21 protein-coding genes are annotated in these 16,082 nt (G+C 32.4%); 9 read left to right on the plus strand and 12 right to left on the minus strand.

From position 1 onward, the window contains the following. Window positions 1-132: 132 nt before the first annotated feature. A complete protein-coding gene (locus K9L97_00260; protein ID MCF7871449.1) occupies window positions 133-906 on the minus strand; it encodes a nucleotidyl transferase AbiEii/AbiGii toxin family protein in 774 nt (257 codons plus the stop codon). Further along, the gene (locus K9L97_00265; protein ID MCF7871450.1) at window positions 888-1,385 is read right to left on the minus strand and encodes a hypothetical protein; all 498 of its coding nucleotides are present in this window, start codon (window positions 1,383-1,385) and stop codon (window positions 888-890) included. The genes K9L97_00260 and K9L97_00265 overlap by 19 nt, the downstream gene beginning before the upstream one ends. 36 nt (window positions 1,386-1,421) lie before the next feature. Between K9L97_00265 and K9L97_00270 the strand changes: the two genes are divergently transcribed. Then, a complete protein-coding gene (locus K9L97_00270) occupies window positions 1,422-2,390 on the plus strand; it encodes a hypothetical protein (protein ID MCF7871451.1) in 969 nt (322 codons plus the stop codon). Window positions 2,391-2,570: 180 nt separating this feature from the next. On the opposite strand, the gene K9L97_00275 is transcribed toward K9L97_00270, so the two are convergent. Beyond that, window positions 2,571-3,698: a hypothetical protein gene (locus K9L97_00275; protein MCF7871452.1), complete on the minus strand. Its 1,128-nt coding sequence runs from the start codon at window positions 3,696-3,698 to the stop codon at window positions 2,571-2,573. Window positions 3,699-3,823: 125 nt separating this feature from the next. On the opposite strand from K9L97_00275, the gene K9L97_00280 reads away from it, so the two are divergent. Genes K9L97_00280 through K9L97_00300 form a run of 5 tightly spaced genes read left to right on the plus strand, consistent with a single transcriptional unit; the run spans window position 3,824 to window position 5,575 of the window. Next, entirely contained in the window at window positions 3,824-4,240 is a 417-nt protein-coding gene (locus K9L97_00280; GenBank protein MCF7871453.1) for a hypothetical protein, read from the plus strand. Window positions 4,241-4,244: 4 nt separating this feature from the next. After that, window positions 4,245-4,802, plus strand: coding sequence for a DNA-directed RNA polymerase (locus K9L97_00285; GenBank protein MCF7871454.1), 558 nt, complete (start codon window positions 4,245-4,247; stop codon window positions 4,800-4,802). 10 nt (window positions 4,803-4,812) lie between these two features. Continuing rightward, window positions 4,813-5,007 (plus strand): DNA-directed RNA polymerase subunit E'', encoded by a 195-nt coding sequence (locus K9L97_00290; protein ID MCF7871455.1) that lies wholly within the window; start codon window positions 4,813-4,815, stop codon window positions 5,005-5,007. Between the two features lie 20 nt (window positions 5,008-5,027). Then, window positions 5,028-5,372 carry a hypothetical protein gene (locus K9L97_00295; GenBank protein ID MCF7871456.1) on the plus strand — a complete coding sequence of 115 codons (345 nt, stop codon included), beginning with the start codon at window positions 5,028-5,030 and terminating at the stop codon, window positions 5,370-5,372. Next, the gene (locus K9L97_00300) at window positions 5,372-5,575 is read left to right on the plus strand and encodes a 30S ribosomal protein S27ae (GenBank protein ID MCF7871457.1); all 204 of its coding nucleotides are present in this window, start codon (window positions 5,372-5,374) and stop codon (window positions 5,573-5,575) included. Before K9L97_00295 ends, K9L97_00300 begins: the two co-directional genes overlap by 1 nt. Window positions 5,576-5,619: 44 nt before the next feature. Here the strand turns inward: K9L97_00300 and K9L97_00305 are convergent, their stop codons facing one another. Continuing rightward, window positions 5,620-6,045 carry a hypothetical protein gene (locus K9L97_00305; GenBank protein ID MCF7871458.1) on the minus strand — a complete coding sequence of 142 codons (426 nt, stop codon included), beginning with the start codon at window positions 6,043-6,045 and terminating at the stop codon, window positions 5,620-5,622. A 21-nt stretch (window positions 6,046-6,066) separates the two neighbouring features. Continuing rightward, window positions 6,067-6,972, minus strand: coding sequence for a hypothetical protein (locus K9L97_00310; GenBank protein MCF7871459.1), 906 nt, complete (start codon window positions 6,970-6,972; stop codon window positions 6,067-6,069). A gap of 157 nt (window positions 6,973-7,129) precedes the next feature. Here K9L97_00310 and K9L97_00315 point away from each other — a divergent pair, with 157 nt between their 5' ends. Next, window positions 7,130-7,627: an ATP:cob(I)alamin adenosyltransferase gene (locus K9L97_00315; GenBank protein MCF7871460.1), complete on the plus strand. Its 498-nt coding sequence runs from the start codon at window positions 7,130-7,132 to the stop codon at window positions 7,625-7,627. A gap of 2 nt (window positions 7,628-7,629) precedes the next feature. Here K9L97_00315 and K9L97_00320 read toward each other — a convergent pair whose 3' ends face one another. Together K9L97_00320 and K9L97_00325 are read right to left on the minus strand one after the other, a co-directional pair. Beyond that, the gene (locus tag K9L97_00320; GenBank protein ID MCF7871461.1) at window positions 7,630-8,478 is read right to left on the minus strand and encodes a hypothetical protein; all 849 of its coding nucleotides are present in this window, start codon (window positions 8,476-8,478) and stop codon (window positions 7,630-7,632) included. A 564-nt stretch (window positions 8,479-9,042) separates the two neighbouring features. Continuing rightward, on the minus strand, window positions 9,043-9,579 hold the full coding sequence (locus K9L97_00325; GenBank protein ID MCF7871462.1) for a hypothetical protein: 537 nt from the start codon (window positions 9,577-9,579) through the stop codon (window positions 9,043-9,045). 95 nt (window positions 9,580-9,674) lie between these two features. Between K9L97_00325 and K9L97_00330 the strand changes: the two genes are divergently transcribed. Next, on the plus strand, window positions 9,675-10,394 hold the full coding sequence (locus K9L97_00330; protein ID MCF7871463.1) for a hypothetical protein: 720 nt from the start codon (window positions 9,675-9,677) through the stop codon (window positions 10,392-10,394). 30 nt (window positions 10,395-10,424) lie between these two features. Here the strand turns inward: K9L97_00330 and K9L97_00335 are convergent, their stop codons facing one another. The 3 genes from K9L97_00335 to K9L97_00345 all read right to left on the minus strand — a co-directional run bounded on the left by K9L97_00335 (window position 10,425) and on the right by K9L97_00345 (window position 12,854). Further along, window positions 10,425-10,754 (minus strand): hypothetical protein, encoded by a 330-nt coding sequence (locus K9L97_00335; GenBank protein MCF7871464.1) that lies wholly within the window; start codon window positions 10,752-10,754, stop codon window positions 10,425-10,427. 213 nt (window positions 10,755-10,967) lie between these two features. Next, a complete protein-coding gene (gene ftsZ, locus K9L97_00340) occupies window positions 10,968-12,005 on the minus strand; it encodes a cell division protein FtsZ (GenBank protein ID MCF7871465.1) in 1,038 nt (345 codons plus the stop codon). A 318-nt stretch (window positions 12,006-12,323) separates the two neighbouring features. After that, a complete protein-coding gene (locus K9L97_00345; GenBank protein ID MCF7871466.1) occupies window positions 12,324-12,854 on the minus strand; it encodes a helix-turn-helix domain-containing protein in 531 nt (176 codons plus the stop codon). Window positions 12,855-12,969: 115 nt separating this feature from the next. Here K9L97_00345 and K9L97_00350 point away from each other — a divergent pair, with 115 nt between their 5' ends. Beyond that, window positions 12,970-13,977 (plus strand): methyltransferase domain-containing protein, encoded by a 1,008-nt coding sequence (locus K9L97_00350; protein MCF7871467.1) that lies wholly within the window; start codon window positions 12,970-12,972, stop codon window positions 13,975-13,977. Here the strand turns inward: K9L97_00350 and K9L97_00355 are convergent. Both K9L97_00355 and K9L97_00360 read right to left on the minus strand, forming a co-directional pair. Then, a complete protein-coding gene (locus tag K9L97_00355) occupies window positions 13,972-14,481 on the minus strand; it encodes a hypothetical protein (GenBank protein ID MCF7871468.1) in 510 nt (169 codons plus the stop codon). The two genes, K9L97_00350 and K9L97_00355, sit on opposite strands and share 6 nt — an antisense overlap. Further along, the gene (locus tag K9L97_00360; GenBank protein ID MCF7871469.1) at window positions 14,481-16,061 is read right to left on the minus strand and encodes a hypothetical protein; all 1,581 of its coding nucleotides are present in this window, start codon (window positions 16,059-16,061) and stop codon (window positions 14,481-14,483) included. The genes K9L97_00355 and K9L97_00360 overlap by 1 nt, the downstream gene beginning before the upstream one ends. Window positions 16,062-16,082: the final 21 nt, after the last annotated feature.

The following is a 16,082-nucleotide window of genomic DNA, read 5'->3' on the forward strand; positions in this document are numbered from 1 at the left end:
TAGAAAACACGCACCCAAAAAAACTGAGTGTAAATTCAGTTTTCACGGCTAAAAAAATGCTTAATAAGTCACAAAAATAAGTCGCTGTATATAACATACACTATGTAACAAATAAGAGGGTATTGACTAACATTAATTCTTTTTTAATTTGTCTTTTTCAACTTTAAACTTAAAATGTAAGCTAAGTGTTTGCATAACTTCTTGAAAACTAACTTCTTCAACCAAGAGAGGAAGCATATCTTCATTCCAACGCTTATGCAAAGTCTTCGCTTTATTAAACATCTTCAAGATGCTAGGGTCATCACCAGACTCCTTGCATTTTTTCTTAACTAATTTCATGTTTATGGGTAGTTTATGTTTAATGATTTGATAAATATCATAATGATCTCTAGGTTTATTCCTACCAATTGCAGCAGCAACTTTTTCAGCAACCATCTCCTCGCGGTTCAGACAAGGGAAACTAAACTTGGGGATGTTTGGATAAAAATGTTTCATTTCTAACATTTCTGGTTTTAAAAATAATTTGCCTCTTGCATTAAGATCGATAAAGATTTGATCATCCCCAAGAATTGATTTGTAAGGAACAACTAATCTGACAAACTTATCAACATCTTTATCTTGAGTAATTGTTCCGAATAATTTAGATTCAGCAATAATTTTCTCTACTTCTGTTCGAACTTCTTTCAAAGGTCGTTCAAGAGTAAAATCAATATCTTCACTAATACGAGCATGATCTAAAAGAGTCAACTGCAAAGCAGTACCTCCTTTAAAATAAATTCCGCTAATATCTTTCATTAAGTAAAGCAGGATTGTGATGTAGTAATCTTTGACCAATAGATCATAGTCAAACCCAGTTTTAGCAATGATTTCAAGTAATTCATCTTTTCTTATTTCTTTGACATCCATTTTTCTGATTCAACCTTTTTTAGGATTATAAAAGAGTGTCCGTCAATCTTTTTTTTGACTCCTTTTTTTAGAGCTTCTGCTCTGATTCTGTGAAAGACATATCTTTTATTCATTATTTTTGTTTTCCCATATTTGTTTGGCGAATATATGTCTACTTGCATAGGGACTTGGTCTGTAAGTTTCCAGTATTTTGCGGCATACCAACCGCCGATATAGTAATCTTCTCCATTCATTATTTCATCAGCGACTATTAGAGGATTATCTGTCCACACATTATGTCTTGCTTTTATGGGTACAAGGAAGTATTTATCTTTGTTTAGCTTAATAATCCGGAAATTTTTTCTTTGGTTGTAAATAAAATCATATAGTTGTTTCTCATTATCAAAGTGATTTCTAATATCATCTTTTGTAAAATAATACTTCTCTTGAAATTCAAGGTCTGAAATGACCCTTACCGCTCGTTCTGAAAGTCTAACCATTTTTGCATCACTAAATATTGTTTATATTCGAAATAAATGAGGCAAATAATATTTAAATATTGTGGTTTTAAAGCCCCGATGTATTTGCTTGCAGAGAATTTTCCTCATGGCACATGGTTTACTGCTAATTCTGAAGAACACTCAGGTTTTGGAGAATTTCAAGGAAAAAAAGATTATTATGTCATTACAATTCATGGTGGAAAAGAAGGTATAGGAATTCTAAGTCCTGATGTTATTGCCAGAGCGTATAATACTGAAGGCGGAATTACACCAGTATACAAAGCCAATCTTTCAAAAGTATTTTCAAATAAAAATGTTATTGGAGATTTACTTCAAGGAGGATTGCCTGATGGTTCAACCATACAAACGTTTAGCTTTGATCAAATGGTTGCTAGAGAAACGCCTAAAGAATTTTCTAGATATGCAGTTGTAAGAACATTAGATCAAGCAAAGAAAACCAATTCTTGCTACCAAAATATTGATGGTAATCTATTAAATAATGGCGGGGTGGCTATTGATTCGCAAGTTATTGCATATCTTGATGGTGTTGATGAAGCTACGAAATTTCTTGGAAACGTAAAAGCAAAATTTCCAAATGGAAAATTAGGTGTTTGGAACTCTTTTAATTCAGATAATTATGATCCTGATGTTGCTCAGGGCGTTGTGCTCTTCTTGGGCAACATTGGTAACGCTGGTCTCCTCAGCGGCAATCTTCTTAATGATTATGGTCGCTTTGTCGTGGTAAGCGACGAAGTCGCTAATGTTAGCGCTGAAGGCGCGAACGCGCACAAAAAAGAGAGTTTAGAAGGAAGAATAAGCTTCACTGAAGGAGATTCTTTTACTGTTGGCGGATTCAAGTATGAAATGCATAGCGGTATCTATTTAGCTTCACCAATACAAAATAATAAAAATCGCTGCTCCGAAGCTATCTCCACCCTGAAGGATGGAGTATTACGCTTCAGTCGCCTAGACGCGATTTTTAGATTGCTTGTTATCGCGACCTAAAGGTCGGGGTATTAAACCCCTCGCGCTAACGCGCAATAAATAATTTTTTATACTTCTTATTTTCTTGTATTTGTTGTCCCGGTTGCTTCATCGATCTGATGAAGTTAAATGAAGTAGCTTGGAACTACACGTCATTTCACTACGACGATTTAATCGTTATAATGAAAATCGCTGCTTATATTATTCATAAATAAATTTGGTTAGATTATCAGAGGACTTCATCTCATATATTTTGCGTTTGAAAACATCTAATTTTTTAGAAAACTTATCTTTATCATAAAAATTTTTCGAATAATGCTGATTAAATTCTGCAAGATGAACTATTGGTTCGAGCTCTAAAGGTTTTTTCAAAACAAATTCATAACCTATTCTTTCAGTTTTTTGCGTGCGATTATTCTGCAACTTTTTTATAAACTTTTTAATATTTTTATCTTCATTCTTAATAGAATAAACTCCTCGTTCCATCACATTAAATTGCCCATTAGAGCCAAACAAATTTTCTAAACCAAGAATATATGGATACGAATAAAATTTCATTAAAGCTTTAAGTTCGTCATTATGAAAAATAGCTGCAAAATCATATTTTAATTTTTCATCATTAACAACACTTTCAATTATTGATTCATACACATTATAAGTACTACTGCACACCCCGCCAGTTCTTATGCCGCCAGTCTTAAAAAAGTCATTAATTTTAAAATTTGAATAGTCAACATATTTATCAACTTCATCTTTCAATTTTTTAGGAAGCGAATCAAAATTAGGCATAGAACTTAATTCTGCTACAGAAATAACAAACCTATTCTTAAAAAATGGTTCTGTTAAAAAATACTCAGAAAAATAAGAATTCAACTTTTCATGATTTTTCAGCATAGACAACCATTCACTTTTAGACCGTCGCCAATTTGAAAAAGCCACCTGTTTAAAATTCATCGGCAAAACTAAATCAATATGATTTAAAGATTCAGAAAAATAATCAACATAATAATCCTTAGACCAAGAACTGCCAAGATTCAAAAGATAAGACTCAAAATACGAATAATTTTTAGAAAAATAATCTTTTAACAAAGGCAAAATCAATGTCGCATCAAATTCACTAACAGAGTTATCCCTTAAAATTCTAAAATGTCTACCTTTAGAACTTTCTATATTTTCTGCCAAAGACTTAAAATGATCTAACCAACCTAACTTTTCAGGAAAATATTTTTTTAACAAATTCTCTGTACAATTAAAACTAACAGTATCCGTATCTTTTTCAGCAACATCTTTTAACAAATCCTTTGCACAATCAACACTACCAACAACCATATCACTAAGTAATAGTGATTTATTTTAAAATGTATCTATGACAAAGCTAAAAAAACAATTTATTTACAATATAGACACTAAATAACAAGTAGTTTTAAAAAGCAACAACAATTACTTATAAATAAATGCTAAACTTGCTGAAACAAAAAACCAAAGTAATACTAGACACAAACTTCCTACTACTACCAGGCGAATTCGGAGTAGACATATTTACAGAAATAAAACGCATATCAACTGAACCAATAGAAATATGCATTTTAGACAAAACAATGCAAGAATTAAAACTCATGATAGAAACTAAAGGCCAAAAAAAAGAAGGATTCAATGCAAAACTAGGATATATAATGACAAAACAAAAAAACTTAAAAACACTCACAAGTTCCAAACATAACTACGCAGATGATGCTCTAGTAGAAATAGTGTCAAAAAACCCAAAAAAAACAATAATAGCAACACAAGACAAAGAACTACAAAAAAGAATTCAAAATAAAAAAGGAAGAATAATAACACTTAAACAAAATAAATATCTCCAACTGAGGTGAACTGATGTTTTACAAAGTAAAAGTTAAAGACTATATAAGAATACCACCAGAAAAATTCGAAGAAGAACTAGAAACCGCAATGATACAACAAATAAAAACAAAATACGAAGGACACATATCCCAAGAACTAGGATCTGTAATAGACGTATCAGGAATCGGAGATATCAAAGACGGAGTAATAATACCCGGAGACGGAGCAACATTTTACGAAACAGAATTTGAACTATTAACATTCATACCCGAAATGCAAGAAGTAGTTCCTGGAATAATAAAAGACATAGCAGACTTTGGAGCATTCATAACAATGGGCCCAACAGAAGGAATGATACACATAAGCCAAACAATGAATGACTACGTAAGCTTCAGCAAAGACAAAGCACTACTAGGAAAAGAATCCAAAAAAACACTAAAAGTAAACGACAAATGCAGAGCAAGAATCATATCAATATCATACAAAGACCTATCAAATCCAAAAATAGGATTGACAATGAGACAAGATGGGCTAGGCAAAGAAGAATGGATAGAACCAGACTTAGATAAAACAAAGACAAAAAAGAAATAGGTAGATAAAAATGGGCGTAAAACGAGAAGTATGCAAAAAAACAAAAAAATTCATGGACGATCCAAAATTTAAAGAACACAAAGCAATATCAGGCACAACGACAAACTGGCAAGGAAGAATATATGTAGTAACCCCGGGAAAATCAGATATTGCTAAAATAATGGGCTTTGAAGAACAAGGAGAATACGCAATAAAAGTAAGATAAACCGAAAAAAAGTGATAAAAATGGAACTAAAACAAATACAAGAAACCAAATCAGCATTACCAAGAAAAGAACTAAAATATGAACTAAAATACAACGAAACAACACCAAGCCGAAAACAACTACAACAAAGCATATCTACAAAACAAAAATCAAAACCAGAATTAACAATAATAAAAAAAATAATGCCTACATACGGAGAAAAAACAGCAGAAGTAACCGCACTAATATATGAAAACGAAGAAGCAATGAAAGCAATAGAATACCCAAAAGTAATAGAAAAAAACATACCAAAAAAAGAAGAAGCAAAAGACAACGAACAAAAATCAGACTCACAACCCACAGAAAAAAAGGAAGGTGAACAATAATGGCAGCAGCAAAAGGCGGAAAAGCACCAGCTAAAAAAACCGAAGCAAAACCTAAAAAGAAAAAAAGAAAACCAATCCACGAAACTTATGAAAACGGAAAATCAAAAAACAAAACCTGTCCTAAATGCGGGCCAGGAGTATTTTTAGCATCACACAAAGACAGAGCAACATGCGGCAAATGCGGATACATGGAAAAGAAATAATAACTCAATCCTTAATATCAAACTAACAAAAGCAAATAAAAAAATTATTTATCTCCAAGAACCTTACCAATATTAAATTTTACTTCTTTGGCAGCCAGATTTGCTCTAATCAAATAAGGCGCATCTTCATCTGTTAGTTGTTTTGCTCCACCAACGATTGTGAAGTTAGCGTCAACCCATTTATGCGGATTATTTCTAATTTGAGAAGAATCATACCTAATAACATATTGAGTTCCCCTAAAACTACTAGTGCCTTTTTCATTATAAGATATTATATCTGTCTTTCCATTATTATCCACATCCCATAATTGATAAGGTTTATCATTAAAAATGACAGTTTCAGGATTTTCTTTCATCAAATAATTAGGCTCATTTGATTTAGTGCACGCAATAAATACCAAAGGCAAAGCAGCCTTCTTATAGTGTCTCTTTGTAAAGCTCCAAGCTTTGTCAACAATATTCTTTAACATGTTATTACCTCGTAAATTACATCATTTATTTAATGAAACATAAGTAGCTTTGCTTCCTTTAACTAACATTTCATATTTTTTTGCCAGATTTTTTGTTCTATCAACAATGCTTTTGCCAATCAAACTAAGACTGCTATACTGTGGCTCTAAAGCTTTAACAACACTGCCAACATCTGCTGCGAGAGATCCGTTCTTATTTTTTGTATAAGGAACAAAATTTATTCTTTCCTCCGACCAATCTCTAGATTTGCTTTCTCTAAGAAAGTCTTTCTCTTTAGGATTTTTATCGATGCTGATGTTAAGATACGTTTCCAGTTGTTTTTCTCGTTTGTTATCAATAATATATTTTTGCTGAATTGTATCTGTAGTCACAGATTTATTTTCTTCAAATCTTCCTATAGATGAGTCATTTGTAACTTTAAACTCAATTTCTTTATTAAATGCAGTCTTACTAGCTCTAATAATATCATTTGACATATTTATTATTTTTTTGTTATAACTTGAAGACTTTGTAATATTTATTACTTTATCCATGACTGCTTGAGCAGTATATAAAAATTGAACTTTATCTTTTGAATCAGGATCAAAAGAAATTTCATTAAGTTGTTCTTGAGATAATTCTTCGGTTTTATACATAGAAAATGAATTTTCTGGTAATGATTGGTAATTCATATGACTTATAAGATCAACTATTTCATTTTCATAGTTTTCAAGATGAAATTGAGGATTTTGAGTAGCTAAATCAGATACATCAAATTTAACTGTTGTTCTTTCATCGGACGTTTCATCCAAATAATTATATCTTTTAAGATTAATATCTGATGAATCTTCTTTTGAACCAGTTAATATTCTATTAAGTATAAAACCAGGCCCAAAAAATGCTGCTGTTGATATTGCTTCTCTACCAAATTTATCGAATTTTGACATTTAAACATCACCTTTTTTTAAAATTATAAATTACATATATTAACTAATATATAAAGCTTTCGTTTTATTGTCATTTCATAGTGGTAAATAATTATTTGGGTGTGATTTAAAATCATAATCCAAATAATTAATAAATAAAAACAAAATATCACAATAAATGAAAGTCTACACAAAAGTTGGAGATAAAGGAACAACAAGAACATATTCAGGAAAAGAAATACCTAAAGACGACCCAATCATAATAATTGGAGGAAAAATAGACACCCTACAGGCAAGTCTTGATTATGCAAAAATAGTTCTTTCAGATACAGAAATCATAGAAATTATTGAAGATGTTCAAAAGAAACTATGGCAAAGCGCAGGAGAAATCAGCCAGGAAGGAACAGAAAAACTCAAAGAACCAATAACAGAAGAAAACATAACAACTCTAGAGCAGAACATAGATAAATACAACCAAAAAATAGACTTCTTCATCAGGTTCTCAAAAGAATCTTCCTGTAGATTAAACGAAGCAAGAATAAGAACAAGAGAACTCGAAATAACAATGACACAAAAGCATCTAGAAGGAAAGATACGTTCAGAAGTCTACAAATACATAAACCGGCTTTCTGACCTAATCTACGTCTTAGCTTGCAAAGAAGAGAAACAACAATAAATTCATTTCTTAGTTATTATAGGTTTTAATGCAACAGAATACTCTTTCGATTTCCCCGGCTGAATAGTCGTATACTCTCCCTGAATAAATGGCTCTCTTCCCTTTCTTCTTGGATTATGAGTTATTGGCTCCATACAAAAACTTCCATATTCAGGACCTCTGCTCCAAAGCGCCATATTATCAAACCCTTTTGTATTCATAACAAGATGTATTCCTTTCTTATCATTAGAATAAACAACTTCATCAACACCTTCAAAAATAGGATGCTCTTTGGTCTTAGAAAGTTCTATAACATCCTTTAGACTTACCACATCTTTTCCCCCTATATCGAATTTGCCATCATCAACAGAGCCATGAATGTTAAACCAAGGATGCCAACCATACTCTAATTTCATATCCTGATTTGCAATATTTCTAATTTTAAAATCAGTTTTAAGAATATTTTCTTCAATATTAAATGACTTTAAATGAATAAAATTATATGGAAGAGATATGAATTCAGGAGCTGCCTTAGGATTATTAGGATCAAATTTATCATTTTTTACAGGAGAATCAGGAAAGTATATCTGTGTAAACTCATTTTCAGTTTCTGTTTTTCTCCACGGCAGACTTCTACTTATTCCGTGTTTTTCCCCAACGTACACTTCTTTATTTTCAAATTTTATATTCTTAGCAGCCTTACCTATAACAGGAAACATGCTGAATTCAGAATATTTATCCCAATTTTCAGGTCTCTGAGATTTAGGAACTGTTCTTAATTTATAACCAGGATATATAAATTCATTTCCAGACTTTCTAAGTCCCGTCATAATGCCATCAATTACCTCAATTTGAAGATCATTATTTTTCATTAAAAAAGAAAATAAGACCTCCTTTATATATTTTTTTACTTGAAAGTAATAAAATATAAGAAGTGTTTTTCTTTAAACAATAACAAATAATCAAAAAATAACTTCTTCATACGCTTTACATAAGAAACCAGTGCAAGACTCAACGAAGCAAGAATAATGAAAATCGCTGCTCCGAGTCTGCTAAGAAACCAAAAATTTCTTGCACACAGAAATCAAAAAAAATTTCTTCGTGTATCTCCGCCCTAAATGCACAGAAACAAAGATTCTGACACGACAAAAATCAAAGATTTTTGTGCAGGACGGAGTATTACGACTCAGTCGCTTATCGCGATTCACAAAAAACACAACAGCATTTCTGTGCGCTATAAACCAAATGTTTATACGCGCTCAGATTGCGTGCCATCGACCTAAAGGCCGGCATTAAACCCCTTCCGCTAGCGCGCAATAAGAACAAGAGAATTCGAAATAGCACTAGCATCAATGTTTCGAGAAAACAAGCTCATCAGAAGTATACAAATACATAACCGATTATCAGACTTAATCTACGTTTTAGCGCGCAATAATTTAAAGCATGTGACCAATAAACTTTCCATCAAATAAATACATACCTTTAGGCTGAACATTCTCTTTTTTTAAGACACCATATATTTTTGAAGACAAAGAATCCCAAACACTTCTATTTTTAGGTGCACACTTAAACAATCTGGCTTCTCCTTCCTTATAAGTAGAACTAACACGGAATCCATGCAAATCCCAAACCTGCACACCGTACTCTTTGAATTTTTTTTCACCCCATTTTTCAATAAAATTATCTGCCCACGTATCAATTACACCTAGATTGTTAAGTTCTTTTTCGCCATCATAATATTCTGTAAAAAGCATAGAATTACCATCAATAAAATCGTCTAGATTCGAATACGACACTTTTTTAGGAGTTTTAGCCAACGAAAAATCAGGTCTAACCGACGGAAGATCAGCACTCATTTGCAGGTTAAAATAAACAACTTCCAACCCTTTCCCCCTTAGAACATTTTCAGGTCTAAATTTACCCTCCGCACCAACGCTCACTTTAACAATGTTTGAAATCGAGTTGTTCATCATAATAACAGTTAACACAACAACACATATAAATATTTCTAATAAAACCACTCAAAAATAGTAAAAATATATAAATTCTTTATGATTAGCCATAGAAAATGAACAACCAAAGCCCAATAATAACTTCTATAAAGAACATAGCTGAAGTAAAAGCAATAGATGAAAAATTCAACGAACTAAGCAAAAAAGAAAATATAATTAAAAAATCAAGAAGAGACCTAATAGAAAACCTAAACAAAACACACGACAATATAAACATAACATACAACCAAGTAGAAGACTTCGTAAATGACGTAGCAAACACATATTTCAGAATACAAAAACTCGATGAGCACTACAAAGAACAGAAAGGATTTAGCATACACAACGCCAAAAAAAGCAAAATAATCTCACTAGACGACATAAAACAAATACATGAACTCGAAAAAGCAGAGATAATTGATGAAAGATACACCGGAATATTAGAAAAAAGCTTAGTATACAGCAATTTCAAAAAAGAACAATACTTAGCAACAGACATCATTTTCGAAAAAAATCCACAAACCTCACCATTTTTATCTACAACGGGCATAAGCGCAGCGTTCATAATAGGAGGAATAATACAAGGAGATCCTAGACTAATCTATGGAGGCATAGCAATAGCACCTGCAACAATAGCAATATTTGGATTAATAACATACAATCTTACCCCGAAAAATAATTTCGACACCTTAACAAAGAAAATCAAGAAAAACACAATAGAAAAAACAAAAGAGTTTAACTCTTATCTTTCTAAAAATATAAACCCTGAAGAATATTTCAGGACAGGTAGTTATTGAAAAGAAACAATGGAAAAATTCAGAAAAGAGTTAAACAACAACCTTCATTTTCTTAAGCTTTCTTTCAAAAGCATCAAAAAACTCATCCCCCTCATCCAAAAAAACCCTTCTATCTCTTTCCGATTCATTCATTTTAGAAACACTATTTTGATAAGCATTCCTAGCACCATCATAAAAATAATACGAAGAGCCCTTCTTCATTATGTGTGTTGAAGGAACATTTCTCGTTATAGTCCCCATCTTTTTTTTATATTCCAAAACAGCATTACAATCATTCTCATGAGCATATTTTTTCATATCATTTAGTAAAATGTACAACTCTTTTAACTGAGAATCATTCAATACATCTTCATCAACCATAACACAACTAAAAACCCTACAATTATTAAAATTTTTCTAAAAGAATACCTGACTAACAACACAACACCCTCATTATTTCTTAATTAAGCATAAACAGTTAAAATAAAAAAAAATTGCCTTCACAAATCGCGTTGGGGGTTAGGTAAGTGAAGGCAAAGAAGACATGAAAATAAATTTTCTTTGCGAGCGAAGACTAAAAAAAATAAAAAGTCTTTATCTTACAATTTCAATTCCTAGTTCGGAACTTAAATGAGCCCTAGCAGCTTCTGCTTGCTTAGCACTTTGTTTGCCTAAAATCCATGGAGATTTAACACCAGTAATTATAGTCATAACAGTCAATTTGCCCTTCATATCATCTGTGACACGTGCGCCCCAAATAACATTAGCATCTTCATCCATAGATTCTGTTACGAGTTCTCCAATTTTATTGATTTCATCCAGAGTCATATCATTTCCGCCATGAACTTGAATAATTGCTCCTGAAGCTCCCTGATAACTTATATCAAGCAAAGGATTGCTCAAAGCACCTTTAACTGCTTCTTCAACCCTATTAGCCGTATCTGAAGCGCCAACTCCAATAGCTGCAACATCTCCATTAGTCATTATTGCCTTAACATCAGCATAATCTAAGTTTACAAGTGAAGGCACCGCTATTGTTTCAACAATTCCTTTAATCATTGTAGCAATTAATTCATTAGCTACAGCAAATGCTTGTTGAACCGGCAAATTACCTGCAATTTGAACCAATCTATTATTATCGATAACAATAACAGTATCTGATTGTTTTCTTAGCATTTGAAGACCAAATTCTGCTTTATCAACTCTAGCCCTCTCAATCTTGAAAGGCATAGTAACTGTGCCTATAACTATAGCACCCATATCTTTTGCAACTTGTGCTACAACCGGAGCTGAACCTGTTCCTGTTCCTCCTCCCATTCCTGCACATACAAATACCATGTCTGCACCTTTTAAAGATTCTTTTAATTGAGACATACTCTCCTGAGCTGCTTCTGCACCCTTTTCAGGATAACCGCCAGCGCCAAGACCTCTTGTAACATCTTTACCAATCAGAATTTTCTTATCAGCTTCTACAACATTTAAATGTTGTTGATCAGTGTTACATGCAAGGATTTCTGCTCCTTGAATACCTTTCATGTAGAGCCAGTTTGTCATATTACATCCTGCTCCACCCATTCCGACAACTTTTATATTTGCCTGTCCAACATCAATTTGTTCAAATTCTCCGCTCATTTGTTCCCCCTCCGTGGTTTTTTTCTCGATTGCGAATCGGGTACTGGGAAATACCTCCTTCGTATCACCAAAATTGCAAGATCATGATAAAGCGCATAGCTAACGCTATCTTCTGCTGTCCATGTGTTGTTAAAACGCTTATTTCCCCAAGCTGAAAAAATCAACCCTTGGCTCCGATCAGAACCGCCAAATCCATCTCGGAAATCAATTATTTACTCGCTTTTTTGGCAACTTTATAATTAACTTAAATAGTCTCTGAAGTTATATATAAATATTTCTATACTCTAAAGCATATTTTCAATAATACAGTTTTCACAACTATTTAGAAAAAAGAATTTTCTTCTGTCCAGGATACAATCCCATAGACACCATTTGTTCATATTGCTCAGGCAACAAGACCAAATGTATTATATTAAACTTATATTTCTGCTTAATATCCACAATTTTCTCTCTAATAGAATCCTTATCAATATCATCCCCCATTATCAAAATACTAGCCTTATCTTTTTCTTCTTTACCGTGCAAAACAGCCATTTGAACGCCTAAAACCCCTGAAATGAACTGAATAAATTCTTGAATTGCAGAAGTCTTATCTTCCAACAAATCTATCAAAAAAGCACTATTCTCGGGATTAAACCTATATGTTTTTAGATGCTTCACCCTAATTTCAGAAATAAGATCTAACTTCAAAAGAGTGCCTAAAATCCTATGCACCGTCGCAGGAGGAACCCTTGTCAATTTAGCAATCTCCCTTAAATAATACTCATCAGAGGAATTATTAATAAACAATTTTAAGACCTTTATCATCTTTTTATCAAATAAACTTTCTAAAATATCCTTCTTGTCCATAAAAACATTTATAGACGAGAACTATATAAACCTTTCTATTTTTGAAACAGCGTTCCAAAATTGAAACAAGGTTTTTTCGACATATTTTTAATAAGAGACAAAAACAAAAAAACTCATGACCAAACAACAAAACATTCTAACAACACAAAAACAAAACTACCCAGAACTAGCAAAATATGAAATTCTACGAACCATAAAAAAATACCTCAAAAACACACCAGAGCAACATAACAACATAACAATAATAAAAAATCCACAAAACAAAAAAAACAAAATAATGAATGCTCTAAACAAACTCGCCCTAACAAAAAACGCATACCAAATCCTAGAAACTCAAAAAAACTACAAAACTCTCCTAAAAAAAATCCAGACAACAAAATACCCAGAAATATCAAAACCAAAAAAAACATACAAAATAACGATAATAAACACTCAAAAAAAACAAGAAACTAAAAACATAGACGAAATAGTAACCAACCTAAAACAAAACAACAAACTAGGAAAAGTCAATTTGAAGAACCCAGATACAGAAATAACAATCATAAAAGAAGCAAAAAACAACCACCTATGCATAAAAATATGGGAAAATAAAGAAAAATACCAAGAACGAAAAAACGACAAAAGACCAGCCCCACACCCAACAAGCATGAACCCAGAACTAGCAAGAGCACTAATAAACATCTCAGAAGCAAAAAACAACATGCTAGACCCCTTCTGCGGAAGCGGAGGCATACTAATAGAAGCCGGGAAAATACTCAAAAACATAAAAGGAGGAGATATAGATTCTGAAATGATACTAAAAGCAAAAATAAATCTAGAACACTACGGAATACAAAAATATGAACTTAAAACGCAAAAAGCAACTGAATGGAAAGAAAAAACAGAATCCATAATAACAGACATACCCTACGGAAAAAGCTCAAAACTAAAACAAAAAATACAAGAACTAGTATCTGACTTTTTAAAAAATGCAAAAACAACCACCAAAGACATAATACTGGTGCACCCAGAAAACAAAAAAATAACAAAAACAATACAAAAAAGTAAATGGCGCCCCCAAAAAATAATCAAAATAAAAATACACAAAACGCTAACAAGACAAATAACCCACCTAAAATTATAACGAAGAAATTCTAGAATAAACAGAACTCATAGCCTGATCATCATAACCAACACTATTAAGAGAATTAATTAACAAATTCAACTTAGAGTAAAGAAACTGCAACAAATCGCCTTTTAATTCTGATAAACCAGGATGCTGGGCTAACAACTCCAACAATTCCTCCAAAGTATCACTCATCAACTGCAATCTCTCTTTCTTATCCATAATATAATCATTATCATTAAACATAATGTAATCTTTATTTTGAGCCTCAATACCCATAATAGTATCAACATCCACAATTAAGCTATCAATCTTAGTCTTAACCCTTGTAAAAGTATTCTCTAACTCCGCCAACCTAGCACCAACCCCTGCAACATCATTAGATCTTAAAGCCTCACTCAAAGAATACAACTCTTTCTCCAAGCGACCAATCAAATCAAAAATTTGTTTAACAACAGACATATCAGATTGCTCAATCTGAACCATACGAGGCTCAGGCCTCTTAAATAAAGCAAAAGCCATCAAAAGGAACCTCCAGGAAACTCTTTAGCCTTATTAATTAATTCCCTAACTGAATCCTCCTCAACAAACTCACCATTTAAAATAGATTCCTTAAAATTTTTCAATACCCCAATCTCCCTTAGACCAACCAAATTAGGGTACTCCGCCAACCTAGCTAAAGCATCATCTAAACTTAGAGGCTCATCACCATATTTACTTCTATAAAACGAATAAACTTTTTCAACCAACAAAGTTTCAACAGACTTCAACTCATCAAGCAAAGAAACAGAAGAACCCAAAGAACTAGAAGAACTAGAATTCTCATCTAAAGAATCAGAATCTAAAATAAAATCATCCTCAGAAGAATCATTTATCAACTCATCGGCACTTTTAATATCTGGGTCAATAGTATTTTCAACAACAAATTTATCTTCCTCAACAGATGAATCATTAGAAAAATCCCCATCATCATCCTGATAATCGGAACGTTCTTCAACAACACACTCACCCGAAGAAACTTCTTTAACATCATCTATCGCGAAATCTTCTTTAGAGTCAAAAACATCAACATCGCCCTTCTTAGAAATGACTCGTTGTCCACCAAGTTTTCCATAAGAAGTGTCATCAACACTAAACTTTTCAGAAATATCAGACTTAGAACTAAAAGAATCAACTAAAAATAATTTAAAAGCATCACTAGAAACAGAAAAATACGCTTTGCAATCCTTATCAATAACAGATTTAGCTTTCTTACAAAGCCTAGCAGCCTCCTTTATTTGAAAATTAGACAACTTCTGACCATCACCTTTAGAACCCAAAGAACGTTTAATTAAAATTCCTGATCTATCAGAAGCCAAAATAGCAAATTCCTGCCTGACAACACTTGCATCAACCAACTCCAAATACTCATTTCTAACTAAAAACTCATCTTTAGAAAAAGAATTCGTAATATCCAAAAGACCCTTATATGCAAAAACAAAAACCCCTGAAAGACTAGAACCTGAATCAACTTCGCAAGTAAAAGGAAATTTATACATACTCTGAACAACAACACCCATAGAAAACTTCTTAATCCCTAATTTAAGACGATATTTAAGCATTTCCGGACAAAACATCGCTAACCAACAAGACTTCAAAGCACAAATAAAATTATCAAATCCGCAAATATTAAGAAAAACACCTTTAAAAGTACTAAGAGGCAAATCATAATCAGGACTGACAAATAAATTCACCCTCTCATCCTTTTTGCTAAGCAAAGACGAAACATCAAAAGAATCAGCACCCATAGAAAAAGCCTCATAAGACTCCCTTAATTGCTCCAAATAATCAGGAGGAAACCCGGAATTACTAAATAAAAATTTAATTTTATTGTAAACAACCTCAAAATCACCATGTGAACCTTCAGCATCCGAAGTCAACTTCTGTAACTTAACATCTAAACCATTAAAACTAAGAAATTCCTCAAAAAAAACATGAGGCACAACAAAACTAGAAACCACAGGAATCCTATTTTGCGCACAAATCGCAAGATCAAGCGCTCTAGAACCTACCTTATGAATGTCAGATAAATTAATCTTGCTCAAAGTAAGAGTGAAATTCAATACATACACCTCAGTCCACGG

It is taken from the genome of Candidatus Woesearchaeota archaeon, assembly GCA_021735165.1.
GTDB lineage: Archaea > Nanobdellota > Nanobdellia > Woesearchaeales > 21-14-0-10-32-9 > JAIPET01.

What these genes read in the sequence shown, in the direction of transcription:
- K9L97_00260 (MCF7871449.1), bottom strand. Translation starts at nt 906, where the DNA reads ATGGATGTCAAAGAAATAAGAAAAGATGAATTACTTGAAATCATTGCT.
- K9L97_00265 (MCF7871450.1), bottom strand. Translation starts at nt 1,385, where the DNA reads ATGGTTAGACTTTCAGAACGAGCGGTAAGGGTCATTTCAGACCTTGAA.
- K9L97_00270 (MCF7871451.1), top strand. Translation starts at nt 1,422, where the DNA reads ATGAGGCAAATAATATTTAAATATTGTGGTTTTAAAGCCCCGATGTAT.
- K9L97_00275 (MCF7871452.1), bottom strand. Translation starts at nt 3,698, where the DNA reads ATGGTTGTTGGTAGTGTTGATTGTGCAAAGGATTTGTTAAAAGATGTT.
- K9L97_00280 (MCF7871453.1), top strand. Translation starts at nt 3,824, where the DNA reads ATGCTAAACTTGCTGAAACAAAAAACCAAAGTAATACTAGACACAAAC.
- K9L97_00285 (MCF7871454.1), top strand. Translation starts at nt 4,245, where the DNA reads ATGTTTTACAAAGTAAAAGTTAAAGACTATATAAGAATACCACCAGAA.
- K9L97_00290 (MCF7871455.1), top strand. Translation starts at nt 4,813, where the DNA reads ATGGGCGTAAAACGAGAAGTATGCAAAAAAACAAAAAAATTCATGGAC.
- K9L97_00295 (MCF7871456.1), top strand. Translation starts at nt 5,028, where the DNA reads ATGGAACTAAAACAAATACAAGAAACCAAATCAGCATTACCAAGAAAA.
- K9L97_00300 (MCF7871457.1), top strand. Translation starts at nt 5,372, where the DNA reads ATGGCAGCAGCAAAAGGCGGAAAAGCACCAGCTAAAAAAACCGAAGCA.
- K9L97_00305 (MCF7871458.1), bottom strand. Translation starts at nt 6,045, where the DNA reads ATGTTAAAGAATATTGTTGACAAAGCTTGGAGCTTTACAAAGAGACAC.
- K9L97_00310 (MCF7871459.1), bottom strand. Translation starts at nt 6,972, where the DNA reads ATGTCAAAATTCGATAAATTTGGTAGAGAAGCAATATCAACAGCAGCA.
- K9L97_00315 (MCF7871460.1), top strand. Translation starts at nt 7,130, where the DNA reads ATGAAAGTCTACACAAAAGTTGGAGATAAAGGAACAACAAGAACATAT.
- K9L97_00320 (MCF7871461.1), bottom strand. Translation starts at nt 8,478, where the DNA reads ATGAAAAATAATGATCTTCAAATTGAGGTAATTGATGGCATTATGACG.
- K9L97_00325 (MCF7871462.1), bottom strand. Translation starts at nt 9,579, where the DNA reads ATGATGAACAACTCGATTTCAAACATTGTTAAAGTGAGCGTTGGTGCG.
- K9L97_00330 (MCF7871463.1), top strand. Translation starts at nt 9,675, where the DNA reads ATGAACAACCAAAGCCCAATAATAACTTCTATAAAGAACATAGCTGAA.
- K9L97_00335 (MCF7871464.1), bottom strand. Translation starts at nt 10,754, where the DNA reads ATGGTTGATGAAGATGTATTGAATGATTCTCAGTTAAAAGAGTTGTAC.
- ftsZ (MCF7871465.1), bottom strand. Translation starts at nt 12,005, where the DNA reads ATGAGCGGAGAATTTGAACAAATTGATGTTGGACAGGCAAATATAAAA.
- K9L97_00345 (MCF7871466.1), bottom strand. Translation starts at nt 12,854, where the DNA reads ATGGACAAGAAGGATATTTTAGAAAGTTTATTTGATAAAAAGATGATA.
- K9L97_00350 (MCF7871467.1), top strand. Translation starts at nt 12,970, where the DNA reads ATGACCAAACAACAAAACATTCTAACAACACAAAAACAAAACTACCCA.
- K9L97_00355 (MCF7871468.1), bottom strand. Translation starts at nt 14,481, where the DNA reads ATGGCTTTTGCTTTATTTAAGAGGCCTGAGCCTCGTATGGTTCAGATT.